At 41.8% G+C, this 20,740-nt stretch carries 18 protein-coding genes; 7 read left to right on the forward strand and 11 right to left on the reverse strand.

Features of this window, described 5'->3' with window-relative positions:
• Window positions 1-153: 153 nt before the first annotated feature.
• Window positions 154-1,893: a PAS domain S-box protein gene (locus H9648_RS19865; protein WP_191755447.1), complete on the reverse strand. Its 1,740-nt coding sequence runs from the start codon at window positions 1,891-1,893 to the stop codon at window positions 154-156.
• Window positions 1,894-2,121: 228 nt separating this feature from the next.
• Between H9648_RS19865 and H9648_RS19870 the strand changes: the two genes are divergently transcribed.
• Window positions 2,122-2,745: an AmiS/UreI family transporter gene (locus tag H9648_RS19870; protein WP_191755448.1), complete on the forward strand. Its 624-nt coding sequence runs from the start codon at window positions 2,122-2,124 to the stop codon at window positions 2,743-2,745.
• A gap of 292 nt (window positions 2,746-3,037) precedes the next feature.
• On the opposite strand, the gene speB is transcribed toward H9648_RS19870, so the two are convergent.
• From speB to H9648_RS19895, 5 genes are all read right to left on the reverse strand, one after another.
• The gene (gene speB, locus H9648_RS19875; RefSeq protein WP_191755449.1) at window positions 3,038-3,910 is read right to left on the reverse strand and encodes an agmatinase; all 873 of its coding nucleotides are present in this window, start codon (window positions 3,908-3,910) and stop codon (window positions 3,038-3,040) included.
• 421 nt (window positions 3,911-4,331) lie between these two features.
• Window positions 4,332-5,162: a polyamine aminopropyltransferase gene (speE, locus tag H9648_RS19880; protein WP_191755450.1), complete on the reverse strand. Its 831-nt coding sequence runs from the start codon at window positions 5,160-5,162 to the stop codon at window positions 4,332-4,334.
• A gap of 839 nt (window positions 5,163-6,001) precedes the next feature.
• A complete protein-coding gene (gene mle, locus H9648_RS19885; RefSeq protein WP_191755451.1) occupies window positions 6,002-6,850 on the reverse strand; it encodes an alpha/beta fold macrolide esterase in 849 nt (282 codons plus the stop codon).
• Window positions 6,851-7,432: 582 nt separating this feature from the next.
• Entirely contained in the window at window positions 7,433-7,894 is a 462-nt protein-coding gene (locus H9648_RS19890) for a CarD family transcriptional regulator (RefSeq protein WP_191755452.1), read from the reverse strand.
• A gap of 145 nt (window positions 7,895-8,039) precedes the next feature.
• Window positions 8,040-9,326: an amidohydrolase gene (locus H9648_RS19895; protein WP_191755453.1), complete on the reverse strand. Its 1,287-nt coding sequence runs from the start codon at window positions 9,324-9,326 to the stop codon at window positions 8,040-8,042.
• A gap of 118 nt (window positions 9,327-9,444) precedes the next feature.
• Here H9648_RS19895 and H9648_RS19900 point away from each other — a divergent pair, with 118 nt between their 5' ends.
• Window positions 9,445-11,508 carry a transglycosylase domain-containing protein gene (locus H9648_RS19900; RefSeq protein ID WP_191755454.1) on the forward strand — a complete coding sequence of 688 codons (2,064 nt, stop codon included), beginning with the start codon at window positions 9,445-9,447 and terminating at the stop codon, window positions 11,506-11,508.
• 326 nt (window positions 11,509-11,834) lie between these two features.
• On the opposite strand, the gene H9648_RS19905 is transcribed toward H9648_RS19900, so the two are convergent.
• Window positions 11,835-12,365 carry a YwhD family protein gene (locus H9648_RS19905; protein WP_191755455.1) on the reverse strand — a complete coding sequence of 177 codons (531 nt, stop codon included), beginning with the start codon at window positions 12,363-12,365 and terminating at the stop codon, window positions 11,835-11,837.
• 162 nt (window positions 12,366-12,527) lie between these two features.
• Here H9648_RS19905 and H9648_RS19910 point away from each other — a divergent pair, with 162 nt between their 5' ends.
• The gene (locus H9648_RS19910) at window positions 12,528-13,844 is read left to right on the forward strand and encodes an NCS2 family permease (protein ID WP_191755456.1); all 1,317 of its coding nucleotides are present in this window, start codon (window positions 12,528-12,530) and stop codon (window positions 13,842-13,844) included.
• 269 nt (window positions 13,845-14,113) lie between these two features.
• On the opposite strand, the gene H9648_RS19915 is transcribed toward H9648_RS19910, so the two are convergent.
• Window positions 14,114-14,554, reverse strand: a complete 441-nt coding sequence (locus H9648_RS19915; RefSeq protein WP_191755457.1) for an immunoglobulin-like domain-containing protein — start codon at window positions 14,552-14,554, stop codon at window positions 14,114-14,116.
• 113 nt (window positions 14,555-14,667) lie between these two features.
• Here H9648_RS19915 and H9648_RS19920 point away from each other — a divergent pair, with 113 nt between their 5' ends.
• A complete protein-coding gene (locus tag H9648_RS19920; protein WP_191755458.1) occupies window positions 14,668-14,877 on the forward strand; it encodes a hypothetical protein in 210 nt (69 codons plus the stop codon).
• A 53-nt stretch (window positions 14,878-14,930) separates the two neighbouring features.
• Here the strand turns inward: H9648_RS19920 and H9648_RS19925 are convergent, their stop codons facing one another.
• Together H9648_RS19925 and H9648_RS19930 are read right to left on the reverse strand one after the other, a co-directional pair.
• A complete protein-coding gene (locus H9648_RS19925; RefSeq protein WP_191755459.1) occupies window positions 14,931-15,434 on the reverse strand; it encodes a YwgA family protein in 504 nt (167 codons plus the stop codon).
• 292 nt (window positions 15,435-15,726) lie between these two features.
• Window positions 15,727-17,010 carry an HD domain-containing protein gene (locus H9648_RS19930; protein WP_191755460.1) on the reverse strand — a complete coding sequence of 428 codons (1,284 nt, stop codon included), beginning with the start codon at window positions 17,008-17,010 and terminating at the stop codon, window positions 15,727-15,729.
• 311 nt (window positions 17,011-17,321) lie between these two features.
• Between H9648_RS19930 and H9648_RS19935 the strand changes: the two genes are divergently transcribed.
• A complete protein-coding gene (locus H9648_RS19935; protein ID WP_191755461.1) occupies window positions 17,322-18,122 on the forward strand; it encodes a class I SAM-dependent methyltransferase in 801 nt (266 codons plus the stop codon).
• Entirely contained in the window at window positions 18,122-18,955 is an 834-nt protein-coding gene (gene lipL, locus H9648_RS19940) for an octanoyl-[GcvH]:protein N-octanoyltransferase (RefSeq protein ID WP_191755462.1), read from the forward strand. Before H9648_RS19935 ends, lipL begins: the two co-directional genes overlap by 1 nt.
• Window positions 18,956-19,154: 199 nt before the next feature.
• On the opposite strand, the gene pta is transcribed toward lipL, so the two are convergent.
• Window positions 19,155-20,126, reverse strand: coding sequence for a phosphate acetyltransferase (gene pta, locus H9648_RS19945; RefSeq protein ID WP_191755463.1), 972 nt, complete (start codon window positions 20,124-20,126; stop codon window positions 19,155-19,157).
• Window positions 20,127-20,348: 222 nt separating this feature from the next.
• Between pta and H9648_RS19950 the strand changes: the two genes are divergently transcribed.
• Complete coding sequence (locus tag H9648_RS19950; RefSeq protein WP_191755464.1) at window positions 20,349-20,675, forward strand: four-helix bundle copper-binding protein; 327 nt, start codon at window positions 20,349-20,351, stop codon at window positions 20,673-20,675.
• Window positions 20,676-20,740 lie beyond the last annotated feature (65 nt).

Below are 20,740 nucleotides of genomic sequence, written 5' to 3' on the forward strand. Positions count from 1 at the left end.
GAAATAATACGGCGTAAATCTAACATATTACGGCGAGTTCCAACCATAATACGGCGACTTTTTTAGATATATCGGCGAGTTTACAAAAATTGACAAAGTCCCTCGATAAAAAACTTGAGCTGAAAACATCACCATCTGCTCAAGTTCATTACATCAAACAGGCAGCACCATACTAGCCGTTGTGCCTTCACCCTCTATACTCGCAAACCGGAGTTCACCGTTATGCTCTTTCATGATTTTAGAGCTGATCATCAGACCGAGCCCTGTCCCTTTTTCTTTTGTCGTATAAAAAGGCTCACACATTCTTTCGATTCGATTTCTCGGAATGCCACATCCTTGGTCTTTTACGGTTACATGAATCTTTCCATCCATCATTTCTGCCTGAATCGTGATCTCTCCCCCATCCACCATCGAATCGATCGCATTCTTCAATAGGTTGATCAACACTTGTTTCAGTTCGTTTTCTTCTGCATGAATATGAGGCAGCACATCAGGCATCTTAGTATTGATCTGTATGTTTTGTACGATTGCTTCAGGCTGGAATAAGGTTTCTACAAATTCAATAATTTCTTTTAAACACGTCTTTTTATACGTTCGAACTTGGGGCTTCGCCAGCAATAACAGCTGACCCATGATCTGATCGATGCGATTCAGTTCTTTGTCCATAATGCTGTAGTAGTTAGATGGATCGATTTCTTGGCTTTCTTGTAAAAACTGAACAAATCCTTTTAGTGAAGTCAGCGGATTACGTATTTCATGCGCAACCGAAGCCGCGAGCTGACCAACGATTGAAAGTTTGTCAGACTGACGCAGCATATCTTCTGATTTTTTTCGGTCTGAGATATCACGCGTAACCCCTATGATTTCCACAACTTTACCTGTGTCATCCGTAATGCTTTTACACGAAGTTTCTAGCCACACATAATGTCCGTCCTTATGCTGTAAGCGAAAAGGAACGGTTTTCGTACATGGCCCCGCGATTAACTCTTCATGTGCTTTTCTCGATACTTCTTCGTCATCGGGATGAAGCATATTATACCCAGTGTCACCTAAAATTTCTTCGGGTCTTTTTCCTAATAACGCATATGAAGCAGGTGAAATATACGTAAATGAGCCGTCGGGCTTATGTGTTGTGATCATATCCATCGCATTTTCAGCAAGCAGTCTGTATCTCGCTTCGCTCTCTTCTAATAGCTGTCGGGACTCGATCTTTTCCGTTACTTCCCGGCCAAAAACAAGCAAGTTCTTGCGAGCTCCGTCTGGATGAAACACAGGAATTTTATATACATCAAAAAAGCGCGTACTGCCGTCTCGTGCAGGTACGAATTCTTCACACCTTACAATTTCTCTTGCCTGCCACACTTGCTCATCCGTCTCGATACAATACTGAAAAACATCATGAAAATCTGGCGTGATCTCCGCTAAATCAGCATCGGTCTTTCCCGTAAAATCAAACCCAGGCAGCTCAAATAGTTCACCTACAAATTCATTAGCAAATACAAAGCGCCCATCTCCGTCTTTAATGCCAATAAAATCGGGAACGATGTTCATTAACGTTTTCATAAGAGGTTCCTGACAAGAATGAACGACAGCAGGCAGTTCTTTCAAAATATAATAGCGAGTAGAACTCTCGATAAACGGCAAAGACCCTTCACTCACTTTTACTGAAATAAACCCATTCTCAGCAAGCAATGTTCCTTCTTCACCATCTGAATGTCGTAAAAGAACTTCATCCACTGACTTTCCTGTTTCAAAAGCAGCTTGATCTGTCAGGTTTAAGTAATGATGATTCACTGTTATTATTCGTTCATTATTATCCACAACCACAACCGCTTCAGAAAGCTGGTCGATAAACGTTTGGAAATACTCTATCTCATTTGATATCGCTGTCATTTCATTTGTCCCCCCTTTATCCAACTAATTCTCTAATCTAACTATAGCAAAAAAGACATAATGATATAACAAAATTCGACAAATTTAGCTAAAAACAGTTGAAGTAAGTTCCTTCCTACTATTTTTCTTCAGATTTCCATTGCTTTACACTTAAGAATTTACTATATTTGATTAATGTAAGAGGTCTGACCTTTAAAGAAAATTTATTAATAGTAATGAGGGAATAAAATGGGTGCTATAGGATTGCTGTTTTCAGGTGGAGCTTTATTCTTAAACAGCTTGATGTTGCTGGGAAAAGCTGAAGAAAAAAGTGTCGCGTTCTTCAATATATTAGTCGGATTGCTTCAAGTTATCACACCGATCTATCTTATTATTACGTCCGATGGATCAAACTGGTCGATGTTCAATAATGGTGCTGTTTTCTTATTCGGGTTCACTTACCTTTACCTAGGCGTGACGATTTTAAAAGGATTCGATTCCAGCGGGCTCGGGTGGTACTCCCTGTGGGTATCGATGATGGCTATCGTTCATGCACTTGTGTTTTATGTTCAAGAAAATGACATAGTAAACGCACTAACTTGGGTGTTGTGGGCATTCCTTTGGTTTTTGTTCTTCTTGTCATCTGCACTTAAAAAACCGTACGAAAACTATATCGGAAGAGTCGCTTTTGTTCAGTCTTGGGTGACGTTAACGCTTCCTTCCCTATTCATGCTTCTTGATCTTTGGCAAAACGCCAAGCTTCAAGAAATCTGGACGTATGTATGCGTCGGATCAATGGTTTATTTCTTAGTAGAAGCGATTTTGTTTGTAAAATACATCAAAAAAGAAAAATTAGTAGAAGAATTAGCTTAAGCGTTAGCCGGTCTCGATGATTCGAGGCCGGTTTTCTTATGTTTGGGGTCTGCTAGATGGTGTGTGATGAGGGTGGCGGATGGCAATTAAGTCGTTTTGATGAGTAATTAAGCCGGAGTAAGGTTCAATTAAGTCTATTTTGAATAAATTAAGTTAAAATCCACACTAATTAAGTCTAATTCGCAAAATAACGGCCATTCGACACAGCTCGACATGCGCAGAACCAAACAAAAACCCCTGTCCGACGGCTGCATACACAAACAACAGCCTTCGAACAGGGATTACAATTCAACTATTTTACCCAGCCTAGCAAAATTTCACGAAGGAATTTGCTTGCTGCGATCGGTGTTTGCTCAGAGTGGTCATAAACTGGAGCAACTTCTACTAAGTCAGCTCCGATTACGTTGATGTCCGCTTTCGCGATCAACTGAATCGCTTCAAGAAGCTCTTTTGACGTGATTCCGCCCGCTTCTGCTGTTCCTGTGCCAGGAGCTGCAGATGGGTCTAATACATCAATATCGATCGTAACGTATACGTTACGTCCCTTTAATGTTGGAAGAACTTCTTTTAACGGCTCAGCTACATCGAACTTGTACATGTGCATGCCGCTAGTTTTGGCGAATTCGAACTCTTCGCGCATACCTGAACGGATTCCGAACGAATACACGTTTTCTGCTCCGATCAAATCACACACTTTACGGATCGGTGTTGAGTGAGAAAGAACTTCTCCTTCATACTGCTCACGAAGGTCAGCATGTGCATCGATATGAATCACTACATAGTCATCATACTTTTGCTTCAATGCTTTAAATACCGGCCAAGTCACAAGGTGCTCTCCACCTATTCCAAGCGGAAACTTGTTGTCAGCTAGTAACGTTGATACGTACTCTTCAATCATATCAAGAGAACGCTGAGGATTCCCGAACGGTAACGGAATGTCTCCCGCATCAAAATAGTTCACTTCTTCAAGGTGCTTGTCCATGTATGGGCTGTACTCTTCAAGCCCAAGAGATGCCTCACGAATACGAGCAGGGCCAAAACGGCTACCCGGACGGAATGAAACTGTCCAATCCATCGGCATACCGTAAAGAACAGCATCAGCCGTCTTATAGTCAGGCTTGCTTAAAATAAACACATTTCCAGAATAAGCTTCATCAAAACGCATGATTTTACACTCCTTATGTAAAATACAGGACCGTCCCGAAAGCAAGCTCACACTTACCTTTGACGGCCCCTATTTTTATTAATTATTTTCAATACAGTTCATACAATTGATGTTTTGCATATTTTGCTTCAATGACTAGTTAATTGGAGCGCAAGGGCGAGACTCCTGCGGGACAAGCGGTCAGTCCGAAAGTGGAAGTGGCTCGTTCAGCACCGACAAGCAAAAGGTGAATGGGCCTGGAAGGCGCACTTTGCCTTCTTGACCATTTAACTTTTGACCTCGAGGAGCTAGCCACTGCAACTAGACAGGTGAGACCCTTAATGGCGCAGAGCGGCAAGGGGCTCACCGCCTGCCCCCGCAAAGCGAGCCACTGTAGCGGAATTTAACCTCATTCAAAACAACAATACATATGCAAACTGTCTTATTTTTTGATCAAGTCACTCACAAACTTCGGCAGCGCGAACGCAGCTGTGTGAAGTTGCGGCGTCCAATATTTCGTTTCGATATCATGGAAACGCTCAGCAGGAACTTCTAGTGGATCGTGTTTCTTAGATCCGATCGTGAACGTCCAAAGTCCGCTTGGGTAAGTTGGAATGTTCGCTGTGTAAAGACGCGTGATCGGGAAGATCTCGCTAACATCGCTGAATACTTGAGTGATTAACTCAGGCGTGAACCATGGGTTGTCCGTTTGTGCAACAAAGATTCCGTCTTCTTTAAGTGCTTTAGAGATTCCTTCATAGAAACCTTTTTCAAAAAGCTTAGCAGCTGGTCCAACTGGCTCAGTTGAGTCAACCATGATTACATCATACTCATTTTCGCTCGTTGCAATGTGCATGAATCCGTCATCTACTTTAACTTCAACACGCGGGTTCTCTAGGTCTCCAGCGATTTCAGGCAGATATTGCTTAGAATACTCGATTACTTTTCCATCGATCTCAACAAGAACTGCTTTTTCAACAGATGGGTGCTTAAGAACTTCGCGGATTACTCCACCGTCTCCTCCACCTACAACTAGAACGTGCTTCGGGTTAGGGTGCGTGAAAAGAGGTACGTGTGCTACCATCTCGTGGTAAACGAACTCGTCTTTTTGTGTAGTCATAACCATGCCATCAAGGATCAGCATGTTGCCGAACTCTTCTGTTTCTACCATATCTAGCTTTTGAAATTCTGTTTGCTCAGATACGTACGTCTTGTTAATTTTCATCGTAATTCCGAAATTTTCTGTTTGTTTTTCAGTAAACCAAATACTCATGTTGGTCTCACTCCTACTATATATTTTGAAATGCCAGGCATCGTTGTTTCGAGATTTTACAAACAAAATGATTATAGCATTCTGGGACCTAAGATTCCAATTCAATTTTTATAAGAATGCAGCTAATTTCAAATAACCACTTCTTATCCATACCACATTCTTGTTTTCTTAATCTTTAACCTATAAAAATAGTTCGATTACCCTGTTTCTTTCGGCTGACTATTCTGACTATTTAAGTGGTATAATGGAGATAGCGTTCAGAAGGACAGACGGTCGGCGCATTCCCTTTTTTAAACTGAAGCTGGACATCTTGCGGGTATCCGCAGCTTACAGTTAAGGGGGGTGATGCCTCTGACGATCTTTGAGGCGTTGATGTTCGCGGTCGCTTTCAGCTCGCTTATCGTTACTGTCCTTACGTCTAAAAATAAATAGGCCTCTGTCACACGTGTAAAAGCACCGGCTTTTCGTCTCAGAAAATCCGGCCTCGCTTTACCGACTCGTGTGTCCCTTCTGGCGCCCCATTCGTCCGTGTTTCGTGCACGGACGATTTCTTTTTAGTGGAATTTGAAATAACCGGCCAAATTAAGAACAATTCGTGTTAACACACTTATACCAATGGGGGTATTTCCTAATCGAATTCAAGAAATTGGAGCCATAATCCCGGAAAATATTGAATTTATTCCGCGAGTTTTAGCTTTAATCCCGTGAGTTTTGTCCATATATCGGCGAGTTGACAAAATTCGACTCAATCATTCAACTCTATCCCCCTTGCCCTTACAAAATGGACTACTCAAAAATAAATAACCATGAGCAACCTTCCCGCTCATGGCCTTTAACCCTTAATTTTCTAAAGAACTATTCCTTACAATAGACTCTATAATAATATCCCAGTCCTCTGTATGCAGCTCATGCCCCGTTCCTTCGAGAGTCACGAGTTCAGCATGCGGAATCGCTCTCGCAAGCGCTTGACCGTGTTCGAACGGGAGGGCGCGATCTTCTGTTCCATGAAGGATGGTTGTCGGAACTCTAATTTCATTCATACGATCTAAATACTCTTCACCGCCGCCTAGAAAAATATAATTAAATCTGCTTTGAATCTGTTTGGCACGCGTGTATTCTCTTTCTGCCAATGCGTACATTCTTTTCTTTTCAAAAGGTTTGGATCCCGAAAGGAATGCCCATCCGTCTGCTAGATAAGCAACAGCTTCTTCTTGATCATTCCAATCAATAGAAGCACTTTTTCCATGGAAATCTAAAATTTTCTGATCCATCTGAGGCAGCTCAGCTTGCTCAGAACCAAAAACACTTGACCCAAGGATCGTCAAGCTCTGCACACGTTCAGGATGCTTGATCGCCATAATCTGCCCGATCATTCCCCCAAGAGACATCCCCATGATATTCACTTTCTCTATGGAGTAGGCATCTAGAATTCCAAACGCATCATCAGCAAGGTCAGCAATCGTATAGTTCGACGTACCAGGTTCATAGACGACGGATTGACCGAGATCACGGTGATCATACCGAATCACATATCTCCCGGCTGCCGCAAGACGCTTACAAAACTCTTCATCCCACCAGTCGAGCGACGACATCGCACCCATGATCAGGAGAACTGGGGGATCGCTGGGTTTACCGAAGCTTTCCGTATTTATTTCCACTTGATTTGTTTGTAAAAGTTGTTGTTTCATCCTTATTTTCCTCCGTGATTTTATTTTTTGCCACTTTAAAAAGCGCAGAGCAATAAGTACTCAACGGAGTCATCTTGGCCTGCACTTGTCATTATCGAAGTTTGATCCATTTAATGATCATGACGTGTCGGCCTCCTTCTTTTATTTAGTGGTATTAAAACCCTATTCATTTTAACATAATTTTCTGAACTTTTTAACTGCAACAAAAAAAGCAACCCGCGTTACCCACTCTCGGCTGCTTTTCCCATTTAATATTTAATTAACAGTACTTGTGGAGGTGGATGAGTAAATTTTCTAACAAATAGTCACTGAGGTTACCTAAAACAATGAAAGCCCTACCTCTCTTCCATCCTTACGGCTCCTTGTCCGTGCCAGTGTGAATCAGTATTACAACGATCATGTGATTATTGATTAGAATTAATTTGAAAAACTTCAAATTTATAGAGGAAAGTAAAATCAAAAATTAAGGATTAAAGTGTTGTAGAAATTAAAGAGGTTACTATAAGTAAGTTTAAGAAGTGTATTGTCTCTGAAAAGTTATTAATGAGACCATTTAATGATCTTATACCATTCCATTAAACTTTAACAGAAACTTTTTATCTGGGTTTCAGTGATTCCTTCGATTACTTCAAGTTCACTAATTAAAAATCCATATGCATTTTCCAACATTTTTTTTTCGCTTGCATTCAGTGTCTTTTCTTTCTTCATACGCATTAAATCACGTACAACTTCAGCACCTTCGCGTATTTCACCCGTTTTTAGCTTGTTTGTATTTACTTTGTATCTTTCTTTCCACGTTAGTAATGTTTCAGATTCTCCATTTTGAAAATCGTGCATAATCTGCTTTAATGCCAAGAGTTCTGTAACAGGACGTATATTAGAATTCATAATCTTACATGCTGGAATCATAACTTGCATGTTGCTGACTGACATCTTTATAACATAGTACTGTTGTTTTTCATCGGGGAATTCTTTTTCTTCAATGGCTTCAATTACACCTACTCCATGCATTGGGTACACAATGTTATCGCCAATTTGAAACAAATACTCCACCTCCAGATTTGCTAACCTTCTAATAGTACCACACACTTTCGTTTTAATCAAATATTTTATAATATCATGATTATATTTTTCATGTCAATCATTTTTACAACAAAAAAAGTGCCTCAAATTTGAGACACCCTACTCATCATAATCGCACTAGAAGTTCTTTCGTTCGTTCTTTAGCGTTTGCTATCACTTTTTCTTCATCAATCGTCTTCAACTCACGGCCGCGCATGACAATCTTACCGTCGATGATTACAGTATCAACGTCTTGTCCTGTTGCAGAATATACTAGAAGATTAGCATGTTCATGACTCGGAGTCAGATGAAGCTTGTTCATATCCATCAAAAGAAGGTCTGCTTTCTTCCCGACAGTCAATGATCCGACCTCATCACCGATCCCTAGTATGTCCGCTCCATTCTGTGTCGCCATCGATAACACATCATGCGCACTGAGAACCGCCGCTTCTTCGTACTTCAATTTTTGGAACCAGCTAGCAGCTTTCATTTCTAAGAACAGATCAAGAGAGCTGGCGCTCGCTGGTCCATCCGTTCCTAAACCAACCTTCACACCAGTATCCATCAAACGTTTCACATCACTGATCCCGCATCCGAGCTTCGCGTTACTTACCGGATTGTGAATGATACCGCCCTGCACAGTTTTCAGCGTCTCATAGTCTGCATCGTTAAAATGAACACCATGCGCTAGCAGTACATGGCGATCGAACACACCTGCTTGTTTTAAATATTCAACCGGTCTCAGCCCGTGCTTTTCTTGAATCATTTTCTCTTCGTCTTTCGTTTCCGCTAAATGAATATGAAGCGGAACGTTCTTTTCTTTTGAAAGATTAACAGCTGCTCTCAAAAAATCAGGCGGGCACATATATGGTGAATGGGGAGCGATCATCGTTGTGATTCGACCGTCTCCTTTTCCGTGCCAGCGATCTACAACATTTGCCGCTTCCTTTAACCGACCTTCATAATCCGAGTCCATCGCGATAAGCCCACGCGCTATAACGGAACGAATACCCGATTCAACGGCCGCTTCTCCGATCGTGTCGATTCCTATGTACATATCTGCGTAAGAAGTTGTTCCACTCTTGATCATTTCCGCCATGGAAAGAAGTCCACCCCAATAGCGATCTTCATCATTCATCTTCATCTCAAGCGGAAGCATCTTTTTATTTAGCCAAGTCATTAATGTCACATCATCACTATAGCAACGCAACAGCGACATGGGTGTATGCTGATGTCCGTTAACTAATCCCGGTAGCGCAAGCATGCCTTTTCCGTCTAGCTTCTCAACCGTTTCATCGCATTCAAAGTTTCCTATTGAATCAATCCTATTATCTTTTATAAGGATGTCTCCCGTGTTAACAACCCATTTCCCATCTGCCGAAGCCGTCATATATTGAATGTTTTGTATAAGCATGTTACGAACCTCCTCTTTCTCACAGCCATTATAGCACTTCATTCCCTTATCACGTTTAAGGAGCATCTTTTTTCACCATACTAGATAACAAAATGAGAGTTTTTAAGGAGGGCGGATTATGAAGTTTTGGCAGATCTATAAAGAAGCTACGAAACAGCAGAAAATACGCTGGATGAAAAAATGGGGTCTTATCGTCACTGGATGCTTTGCATTATCCTTTGTTGGGCTGTTGCTGCTCGCTAAACTCATGGGCCCTCCCGCTCTGCTTGTTCCGCAAACAACCATCATGTATGCAGCGGACGGTTCTAAAATGGGTGAGATCAACAACGGGGGCCAGAACCGATATTGGGTTCCACTCAAAAAAATTGATAAACATGTGATCGACGCTACGATCTCTATTGAAGATAAAAGTTTTTATAAACATAACGGTTTTGATATGAAGCGTATTGGCGGTGCATTACTCGCGGATCTTAAAGCTGGCGCAAAAGTCCAAGGAGCCAGTACCATCACGCAGCAGTATGCACGCAATCTTTTTTTAACACATGACAAAACATGGCGAAGAAAGTTTCAAGAGGCGTTCTACACACTGCGCCTTGAGATGAGTTATTCAAAGGATGAGATTTTAGAAGGTTATTTGAACACGATCTATTACGGACATGGCTCTTACGGGATCCAGTCTGCTTCTCGCTATTATTTTGGCAAAGATGCAAAAGATCTTTCACTGAGCGAAGCGACGATGTTGGCAGGAATCCCTAAAGGTCCGAGCTACTATTCTCCGATCCTTCATGAAGAGAACGCGAAAAAAAGACAAAGCATCATCTTAAACGCGATGGCTGAAGATGGAACAATAAAGAAGAAGTCCGTTCAAAAAGCAGCATCAGCCCCATTATCTTATGTACGAGAAGAAGAGGAAGAGATCGCAACGGCCGCTCCTTACTTTCAGGATGCAGTGATGCGTGCTTTAAAAAAGGAACTGAACGTGAACACGAACTCGATACAGTTCGGTGGACTTCGAATCTACACGACGCTCGATCCCAACATGCAGGAAGTCGCTGAACACACGATCGAAAATCGCATCATCGATAACAGTACGATCCAGACTGCATTAGTCGCTATGGATCCTCGAAGCGGAGATGTGAAGGCGCTCGTTGGCGGCAGGGATTTTGAGCAAAGTTCCTTTAATCGCGCTCTTCAAGCGAAGCGTGCACCAGGTTCAACATTTAAGCCATTCCTGTATTACACCGCGCTCGAGCACGGATACACGGCGTCTACTCCCATCAAATCAGAACCAACAACATTCGCGATGGGAGACGGTGTTGGCGATTATAAACCTAAGAATTTCAAGAACCGCTATGCGAATGATTTTATTACGATGGCTCAGGCGCTCGCGCTATCAGATAATATTTATGCTGTAAAAACGAACCTCTATCTTGGTCCGATGAAGCTTGTGAAAACAGCTAAGAAATTCGGAATTAAAAGTGAACTCGCTAGCATCCCTTCACTCGCACTAGGCTCAAAAGCAGTAGGTGTGTTAGAGATGACAAACGCATATGGCGTTTTTGCGAACGGCGGTAAAAAAGTAGATCCTGTATTTATCACGAGGATCACCGATTCTAAAGGCAAAGTGCTGTATGAACATAAATATGAAAGCAAGCAAGTGATCGACGAGAACAAAGCTTTTGTCATGACCGATCTGTTAGCCGGTACGTTTGATGAAAAATTGAATGATTATACGAGTGTTACAGGTTCAAGTATCAACCACTATCTGACGCGTCCGATGGCTGGAAAATCTGGTTCTACACCAAATGACAGCTGGATGGTCGGATATTCTCCTCAACTCGTTACTGGTGTTTGGGTCGGATACGATAACAATGAAGAACTGCATGATGTGAACGACACGGGATACTCCAAACGAATCTGGGCTTATTTTATGGAAGGCGCGTTGAAGAACAAAGAAATCTTATCGTTTGAACAACCAGAAGGTGTAACTGCGGTAACGATCAATCCACAAAACGGAAAGCTTGCAACCGATAGCTGTCCGGTAACGCGCATCTCGTATTATGAAAAAGGAACAGAACCGGTAGAGTATTGTGATGAGCATGGTGCTTCAAGTGAAATAAAAGAAAAATTAGAGCAGAAAAAAGAGGAAAAAGGGTTTTTCAAGCGGATTTTTTCTTGGTGATGAGGGTGTAGTTCCCTTCGGTGGGTGTGAGAAGCGGTGACTTCAGATGTTTTTGGTCTGAATCCAGAAGTTCCGAGCTTGAATCCAGAAATATGGAGCCGCAATCCACAAATTTAGATGGAGTATCCACGAATCGACAGGATTCTTCACTCATAAACGACTTTAAAAGACAAAATAAAATGCCCGGAGCTCTACTACAGGAGCCCCGGGCACTTTATTGTCCTAGAAACATTGTGTGTACAATGCTACCTATATTTTAATGGAAGTGCTTTCTTGTCACAAGTTATTTGCAAAATGTTCAAAAAAGGTTCATAACTTTGCCATTTTTATTCCACTAATGACTTGATTTCGTCACTCGAACGGTTAAACATCGCTTCATCATTCTCTTTAAGGAAGTTTCCAAGCACGCGACGAGCGTTTTCGTCCATATCCTCTACGATCACTTTACCCTTCATGGATTTGTCCATACGGTTTACGTGTTCAGGAAGACTTTTATACCCTCTTCGTGCTTCAACATCTACTAGCATCTCGCATGCAGTTAATCCGAAATAATACGGACCTTCTGCATTTCTATTGATCGTTACCCAAACGAGCCAATAAAGACGGGGATTAGGCGTATTTTCACGATTCGGCGTAAATTTGATGCGCTTCTCCACATCACTTCTCGCATGCATCGCTCCCATGTCGATATAAGCGATCGACTCTTCTACATCTACGATTACGGGTGTAACGTGATCAAGTGTCAAACTCCCCACACCATAACCACCATGACCGTCTGTTGAGTCACCACTTATGATCGTAAAGCCCATTCCTTTTTTCTTTTTATCAGCATCATTGGAATTGAAAAAATCTTTCATGCTTCCAGCTCCTCTAAACATTCATTGTTAACACGTATTGTATCACAAATCATGCAAAACTCTCAGTTGGAAACTTTAAAGATAATTGTTGAAATCACACTTAAAAACGAATATTATATATCATGTAATTATAAATCGTTCGTATTTTGGAGGTTCTAACGTATGCTTTCTTCATTTTTTAAACTAAAAGAACTTGGTACGACCATCAAAACAGAAATATTAGCAGGAATCACAACATTCCTAACGATGGTGTACATTGTCATAATCAACCCGATCATCCTGCATTCTGCTGGTGTTCCTTTTGACACTGTCTTTATTGCAACAATTATTGCCACGGTAGTCGGTACACTGTGGATGGCTTTAATGGCCAACTATCCGATCGCCATTGCTCCAGGTATGGGACTGAACGCCTATTTTGCGTTTTCTGTTGTAGGAAACCATCCTGATATTGATTACCGTATCGCGTTCGGTGCAGTGTTTGTTGCAGGTATTCTTTTCGTTATCTTATCCTTAACACCGTTTCGTGAAAAATTGATCGAATCTATTCCAGCAAACCTAAAGCATGGCATTACAGCTGGTATCGGATTATTTATTGCGTTCATCGGTTTACGTCTTACAAAAATTATTGTGGCTCACCCAGATAACTTAGTCACTTTAGGTGATATGCACTCACCAACGGTACTTCTTGCACTTGGTGGACTTGCTATCACGTTAATCTTAATGGGACTCAACGTGAACGGTGCATTATTCTTCGGAATGATCATCACGGGGGCAATCGCTTATTATACGGGCCATTTAACATTTAAAGAAGGTTTCGTATCTACACCAAACTTACCATCAGAGCTTTTTATCTTCGGTGATCCGATCACAGCCTTTTCTGATGTGTTTCAATATGGATTATATGCAGTTGTGTTCTCCTTCTTGCTTGTAACGATCTTTGATACTACGGGTACGATGGTTGGAGTAGCAGAACAAGCTGGACTGATGAAAGGCAATAAGATGCCTCGTGCACGTCAAGCACTGTTAGCCGATTCCGTTGCGACAACAGTTGGTGCTGCGTTTGGTACGAGCCCGACGAGCGCTTATATCGAATCATCTTCAGGCGTAGCTGCAGGCGGTCGTTCTGGTCTAACGTCTGTTGTAGTAGCCATTCTATTTGTGGCAGCTGCATTCTTCTCACCACTTGTTGGTGCGATTTCAGGATTATCCGCAATCACTGCACCGACACTAATTATTGTTGGAAGCTTGATGCTTGGTTCACTTAGCAAAATTAATTGGAACGAACTTGATGAAGCATTCCCAGCGTTCTTAATCATTTTAACGATGCCATTAACGTCTTCTATCGCAACAGGTATCGCTTTAGGGTTCATCTCGTATCCGATCCTTAAAATTGTAAAAGGTAAATATCGTGAAGTTCCGTTCTTGGTTTACTTATTTGCGGTGTTATTCTTCTATCAACTAGCGTTTTTACCTCACTAATAAAGTTTTTATTGAAGGTTTGTGTAGCAGCTTCTGCTTTGCCAAGTTGATTGGAGTGGAAGGCGCGAGACTCCTGCGGGATCAGTGGGACAGGTGAGACTCTTAACAGCGCAAAGCGCTAAGAGGCTCACCGCACACCCCGCGGAAAGCGAAGCCGCCTGGAATGGAAATCAACAACTTTCAAGAGCTTCTAAGATTGTGCCTTCAATATTCATTTATAACAAAAAAGACCGGCCGACCCTAAAAGTAAAGGGTTGACCGGTCTTTTGTTATTTTGTCTCGAACACAACGGCTACTTTTTCCTTCTTTTCATCTACAAAGAACTCTTTTGATACACGATAAGTTCCTGCATCTTGTTCTTTAAGATCAACCGCTTGATCATAGTTTGATCCAGCTTTCACCATGATCATCTGCTCGGTAAACATCTGATCGTTATTTACTTTCGTCCATTTACCGTCTGTCCATTTTTCAAGTGCATACGCGGTTCCTGTACCAGCTTCTTTATCGGATGAGTTTTTCAACGTTAATTTTGCTTCTTCACTATTTTCTTGGAGTGCGAGTTCAGCTTGTACACCCTCTTTTTCAGCTGGTATCTCGTTCTTAACCTGAGGTGCCCCGTTCTTCTTTTCCTCTTCTGGCATTGCTTTAGAGCCACAAGCGGCGAGGAGAACGAGCAGACACGCCATTAAAATCAGCTTCATGTTTTTCATCACTAAGCCCTCCTTTTACCCTGTTAGTCGTACCTCATATAAAAAAGTTTCAGTTAAACTGTCGTTTACAAGGAGAATGTGCTGGATATGCTGATAATAGAGGAGGCGCTAGCATGAAGATTTGGCTTGTTGCTTTAATTTTATCGCTCTTGTTTACGGGACTCGGAATCGGCTATTACGCAACGCGCCTTTATGAGAAAAGTGTGGCAAAAGGCTTTTTCATGACGCTGCTTGGTATTATCGTTCCATTTACGATCTTTATCGTATTTGTTTATTTTTATGGTGTTGCAAATAACGGCTACCCTTTACAATTTAAATGGTAATAAAAAAACCTGTCCATCAACGCATGCTTCACGCTAACTAAACAGGTTTATTTTTATTGAACTTGGCCTTTTAATGAATCAATATAGTTAAAAGCTTCATCCATCTCTTCTTCTGTATACTTTTGTTTTGCTTTAACTGTTTGAACTTTTTCCTTGATCTCGTCCTTCTCAAGCTTCTCAAAATACATTACGGTAGAAACAAGTTCTAAGAACCTCGAAGACTGCTCGTTCATCGAGCGAACACAACTACCTAGCTTATCGATCTGTGCACCGTATGTGGAAAGAAGATTCTGCCCTTCTTCGTTTACGGCATAACGATATTGCGAATAGCCGCTCACCTTTTCTTTCACTTCATGTATGTATCCCATGTTGCAAAGCTCTTCAATCTTAAGCGTTAATTCTTCTGAATATGGGCCGTAAAAATGAAATTGATATTTTTCTTGGAAAGGAAAGTTTAGCTTTTTTGCGATGTACACCATCTTTTGAAGCTTTTTCCGACCGACGACTTCTCCGGCTTCTTGAATCAAGGTTACTACCTTTAAATGATCCTCAAACACAGTACGTTCCCCCTAACATCCTTTTTCGTTTTTATTTATCTATTTTTTCTCTGATTATTCAATGTTGCGTCTGAAAGTGGTTGATTTCCGTTTCAGGTGCTCGCTTTCCAGGGGGCGTGCGGTGAGCCACCTCGACACTTTGTGCCCTTAGGTGTCTCACCTGTCCCGCTGATCCTCCAGGAGTCTCCCACCTTACACTCCAATCAACTTGTCAGTGAAGTCTTTAAAGTAACAAACTAATAAAAAGACTCTTGTGTAAAAAAATCTTCAGGAAATTAAAAAATATTAGTTACTATCTATTCAAAATCTCTTTAATTTTACTTTTAAGTGTTATATCCTCAATCGCTTCGATCAGATCGAGGGGGTAATAGAGTTTGTGATCGGTTCGGCGTTTGCCGGAGATCGCTTCGACGACGTCTGATTCTCTGGACAGCTCGCGAATATCGCCGTTTGGTTTTAATAGGTTGATCGGCAGACGCTCTTCTTTTTCGCCTGGGCGGTAAAAGTCGTATGGCAGATCTGACGATGAATCGACGACTAAGTAATATTTCGGATTGATGCCTGCTTCTGTAAAGTAACTCGACAGCAAGTGGCCGTCCGTAAAGGAAACCATTTCAGTATACTTGAATAGTTTTCGATCGATGAATCGATGACATAGATCGCTTAGAATTGAATCTTCTTCTTCCATCCATCCTTGAAAATAATAATGGATCACACCTTCATCGAGCGAAATGTAATCGTGAAGCGAAACATTACCATCAAACAGCGTTTTAAAATGTGAAAGCTCTCTTTTAAATGTATACCCTGTTTCATACAGTTCCTTCGCTCTGTGCAAAATTTTACTTAAGATTACTTCCGCACTGCGTGTTACAGGATGAAAATAGACTTGCCAGTACATCTGATAACGGCTCATGATATAGTCTTCAACCGCATGCATGCCGCTTGATTTTATAACGACGCCTTCTTCAGTCGGACGCATCACACGCAGAATTCGCTCGATATCAAAATTACCGTAGCTCACCCCTGTAAAATAAGCGTCTCGTAACAGGTAATCCATTCGATCCGCATCAATCTGACTCGAGATCAGGCTGACAATTAATTTATCTCTATGTGTTTTCGCGATCACTTCTGCTACTTGTACAGGAAAATCTTCTCCCATCTGCAAAAGGACGCGATGCACTTCTGTATCGCCTAGTATAATGTCTCTGCTGAATTCCTCATGATCCACACCGAACACTTTTTCAAAAGAGTGTGAGAATGGACCGTGTCCTACATCATGTAGAAGAGCCGCGGAAAGAACGAGCAGACGCTTTTCAGGGTCCCATGTTTTCTTTTCTTGAAAAATATCAATGATCCGCCTCGTAATCTCATAAACACCAAGAGAATGGCTAAAACGGCTATGTTCTGCTCCATGAAATGTTAGGTATGTCGTACCAAGCTGCCGAATTCTTCGCAGTCTTTGAAACTCGCGCGTACCGATCAAACGCCAGATCAGTTCATCACGCACGTGGATGTAACGATGCACTGGGTCTTTAAATACTTTCTCTTCGTGCAACTTTCCTAAGAGTTTAGCCATTGATTTTTTTCCTGCTCCTTCACCTGCATTTATAAGTAAGAATTCTCGTAAAAAAGAAAAATCCCTTCCTCGTCCGTCTAGTTGAGAAGGTATTTTCTGTTTAAGTATCGTGTTGTAACTACTAGAATATACCCTATTGTATCGTGTTCTTAACTTTGAAAACAACCACTATTTTTTTCTATCTTCAATCCTTTTTTATCAGTAAAAGACGTCACATTCACACCATTTCTTACCTTTCACATTTGAGTTATACTAGATAAGGCTTATAACGGAAATGATAGATTTTATATAGATTTCAGGAGGAACTCATCATGGATCAAGATCGAAGAATTAGAAACGGACAAGCATGGAGCAACAGCTCTTATACAGCCTGGGTCAACCGCTTTGGCGTGCCGGAGAAAGCAGTTTCTCGTATTCTAAAAGATCCGAAACGCAGACTTCAGCCATTAGATCAGTACATTGGTGAAGTCTCAGGCAAGAAGATCGTGAATCTCTTAGGTTCACACGGCAGTAAAGCAGTTGCACTCTCTCTTCTCGGAGCAGAGACAACCGTGATCGATATCTCTGATTCGAATGCAGCATATGCACGCGAACTTGCTGCAGCTGCTAACGTTAATGTCCGCTATGTGGTAGAAGATATATTAAATCTGCCACCATCAGAAATGACAAGCGATTATGATATGGCATTTATGGAAAACGGCATTCTGCACTATTTTGCCGATCTGAACGAATACTTCAATGTTGTTGCAGAATTTTTGAAAAAGGGAGGAACTTTGATCCTGCAAGACTTCCACCCTGTTTCTACAAAGTTAATAGAATCTCAAGGAAAGAGCCAAGCGGTTAGAAAACATAAAGTTTCAGGAGATTATTTCAGTGAAGAGCTCGTTACAACAGACGTGGCCTATTCAAAATTTTTACCTGAACTTCAGTATGCAACTTCTGAAGAACGCGAACCGTTTCAAGTACAGATTCGCCAATGGACGCTTGGCGAGATCATAACAGCTATCGGATCAGCCGGCCTCTGGATCAAACAACTCGTTGAAGAACCACACCCAGACGAACTCGACCACGGTATTCCAAAATCGTTCATTATCGTGGCGGAGAAATTGTAATGACCGATCATCTACTCTCTCAACCTGTCTGGCGGTTGATCGACCAGTCTACACTCGGTCCGTCTTTTGATGCACGGCAGTCTTTTGCGACAGATGATACCCTTTGCACGTCGATCGGGAGCGGCGATTCTCCCGCAACAGCACGCACATGGGTGCATCACGACACGATCGTCCTCGGCATACAAGATACGCGTCTTCCTTATCTAAAAGAGGCAATTGAATACTTAGAGTCGCGAGGATACCAAGCAATCGTGAGAAATTCCGGCGGACTTGCTGTTGTGCTCGATAGCGGCGTGTTGAACATCTCACTTATACTTCCCGAAAAAGAAGGAACGATCGACATCAATCAAGGGTACGACACGATGACAGCACTTGTGGAAGAGCTTCTTGCGTCGTATGATGCGAAGTTTGAAGCATACGAGATCGTCGGCTCTTATTGCCCGGGAAGTTATGACCTGAGTATCGGCGGCAAAAAGTTTGCAGGAATCTCTCAGCGGCGTATGCGCGGCGGTGTTGCGGTACAAATCTACTTATGTGTGGACGGCAGCGGTTCAGAGCGCGCGTCCGTGATCGGAGAGTTTTATAAGCGTGGTTTGGCCGGTGAGGATACTAAGTTCCAATATCCGGTGATTGAGCCTGATGTGATGGCCAGTTTAGCGGAACTGCTTGGACAACCGTTAACCGTAGCAGACATTCACGCTTCTTTACTACGAGTGCTTCACAAAAACAGCGAACTTTTTTACAGCGGTCAGCTTTCGGTCGAGGAAAGCGAGCTGCTTCCTGGGAATATAAAGCGAATGTGGGATCGAAACGAGAAGGCATTGTCACTGTAGGTGACAATGTCTTTTTAAGGTGTACAGGATATAACATGATATTTATTTTTTTATGATGAATGGCTATTTCTATGTGATAACCTGTAATTTTTATGTGATGGTGTATTTTTAGCGGCAACTCCACTACCATGACTTCCATTTTCCATACAAAAAAGCCAGCTGCAGAGAGCTGGCTTCATCTAACTATTAACTAATGAACTTACAGAGCTTGCATCGCTGTGATCAAAGCTAATTTATAAACGTCTTCTGCGTTACATCCGCGAGATAGATCGTTTACAGGCATGTTCAATCCTTGAAGGATCGGTCCGATCGCTTCAAATCCGCCAAGACGTTGAACCATCTTGTATCCGATGTTTCCTGTTTCAAGGCTTGGGAAGATAAATACGTTCGCTTCCCCTTTGATCGGTGATTCAGGAGCTTTTTTCGCTGCTACTGATGGAACGAATGCTGCGTCGAACTGAAGTTCTCCGTCATATGGGAAATCAGGGTTCATTCCTTTTAATACTTCCAACGCTTCTACTACTTTTTCTGTCTCAGGTGAAACCGCTGATCCTTTTGTAGAGAAAGAAAGAAGCGCAACTTTCGGGTCGATACCAAAAACACGTGCCGTTTCAGCAGAAACCATAGCAGATTCAGCTAGATCTTGGCTGTTAGGCGAAATGTTGATCGCGCAATCAGCGAACACATACTTTTCATCGCCACGAACCATGATGAACGCACCAGAAGTCTTCTTCACGCCTTCTTTTGTTTTAATGATCTGTAGAGCTGGACGAACGGTATCAGCAGTAGAATGGGCTGCACCACTTACAAGTCCATGAGCTTTCCCCGTGTAAACAAGCATCGTTCCGAAATAGTTCTCATCTAAAAGGATTTTACGTGCTTGTTCTTCTGTTGTTTTTCCTTTACGGCGTTCCACTAATGCGTCAACCAATGCATCGAACTCACCATACTCAGCAGGGTTTAATATCTCTACTCCATCAAGTGAAAATCCAGTAGCTTGTGCTTTTGCTCTAACGTCTGCAGGATTTCCTATTAAAATCGGTTGAAGAACTTTCTCAGATGCTAGACGGCTCGCCGCCTCTAGAATTCTTTCATCCGTGCCCTCTGGAAAAACGATTGTAGGATTTGCAGATTGGACTTTACTCTTTAAATCTATAAAAAGATCACTCATGATTTAGCCTCCTATTTCTCTATATAGCCTGTACTTTTTTTGCACTCACTATTAGGGTACTCCTTTTTTCACACCTTTTAAACCTATCCATGCAGTTGTAAGCGCTTGATAAAAGAAGTTCTTATATTTAGAATTTTTTTATTCGTCATTTATTCTAGCCGTTTAAAATGATAACAACAGGGAAACCTCGTATAAAAACTACTTATAGGAGGCGCTTTTAGAATGCAACAAATCTATCAAGAATGTATCGATGAATGCCTGCGTTGCATGCAAGCATGCAATCATTGCTATGATGCTTGTTTAAAAGAAGATGACATTAATATGATGGCAAATTGTATAAGACTTGACCGAGAATGCTCAGATATTTGCAGTTTTTCTGCAGAGGCCATGGCGCGAAATAGCCCATTCATATCCGAAATTTGCGAGCTGTGTGCTAATGTTTGTGAAGCTTGCGGTAAAGAATGTGAAAAGCATAATCATGAGCATTGTCAGGAGTGCGCAAAAGCTTGCTTCAGATGTGCAGAAGTATGTAGAAAAATGGTCGCTTAAAACACAAATGCTTTCTTCCTAATCGGAAGAAAGTTTTTTATATTCTGATGAATCTTTTTTCAATT

The organism is Fictibacillus norfolkensis (genome assembly GCF_014836645.1).
Lineage (GTDB): Bacteria > Bacillota > Bacilli > Bacillales > Fictibacillaceae > Fictibacillus > Fictibacillus norfolkensis.

Excerpts from the sequence above, each read along its gene's own strand:
- H9648_RS19865 (WP_191755447.1), bottom strand. The coding sequence starts at position 1,893 with ATGACAGCGATATCAAATGAGATAGAGTATTTCCAAACGTTTATCGAC.
- H9648_RS19870 (WP_191755448.1), top strand. The coding sequence starts at position 2,122 with ATGGGTGCTATAGGATTGCTGTTTTCAGGTGGAGCTTTATTCTTAAAC.
- speB (WP_191755449.1), bottom strand. The coding sequence starts at position 3,910 with ATGCGTTTTGATGAAGCTTATTCTGGAAATGTGTTTATTTTAAGCAAG.
- speE (WP_191755450.1), bottom strand. The coding sequence starts at position 5,162 with ATGAGTATTTGGTTTACTGAAAAACAAACAGAAAATTTCGGAATTACG.
- mle (WP_191755451.1), bottom strand. The coding sequence starts at position 6,850 with ATGAAACAACAACTTTTACAAACAAATCAAGTGGAAATAAATACGGAA.
- H9648_RS19895 (WP_191755453.1), bottom strand. The coding sequence starts at position 9,326 with ATGCTTATACAAAACATTCAATATATGACGGCTTCGGCAGATGGGAAA.
- H9648_RS19900 (WP_191755454.1), top strand. The coding sequence starts at position 9,445 with ATGAAGTTTTGGCAGATCTATAAAGAAGCTACGAAACAGCAGAAAATA.
- H9648_RS19905 (WP_191755455.1), bottom strand. The coding sequence starts at position 12,365 with ATGAAAGATTTTTTCAATTCCAATGATGCTGATAAAAAGAAAAAAGGA.
- H9648_RS19910 (WP_191755456.1), top strand. The coding sequence starts at position 12,528 with ATGCTTTCTTCATTTTTTAAACTAAAAGAACTTGGTACGACCATCAAA.
- H9648_RS19915 (WP_191755457.1), bottom strand. The coding sequence starts at position 14,554 with ATGAAAAACATGAAGCTGATTTTAATGGCGTGTCTGCTCGTTCTCCTC.
- H9648_RS19920 (WP_191755458.1), top strand. The coding sequence starts at position 14,668 with ATGAAGATTTGGCTTGTTGCTTTAATTTTATCGCTCTTGTTTACGGGA.
- H9648_RS19930 (WP_191755460.1), bottom strand. The coding sequence starts at position 17,010 with ATGGCTAAACTCTTAGGAAAGTTGCACGAAGAGAAAGTATTTAAAGAC.
- H9648_RS19935 (WP_191755461.1), top strand. The coding sequence starts at position 17,322 with ATGGATCAAGATCGAAGAATTAGAAACGGACAAGCATGGAGCAACAGC.
- lipL (WP_191755462.1), top strand. The coding sequence starts at position 18,122 with ATGACCGATCATCTACTCTCTCAACCTGTCTGGCGGTTGATCGACCAG.
- pta (WP_191755463.1), bottom strand. The coding sequence starts at position 20,126 with ATGAGTGATCTTTTTATAGATTTAAAGAGTAAAGTCCAATCTGCAAAT.
- H9648_RS19950 (WP_191755464.1), top strand. The coding sequence starts at position 20,349 with ATGCAACAAATCTATCAAGAATGTATCGATGAATGCCTGCGTTGCATG.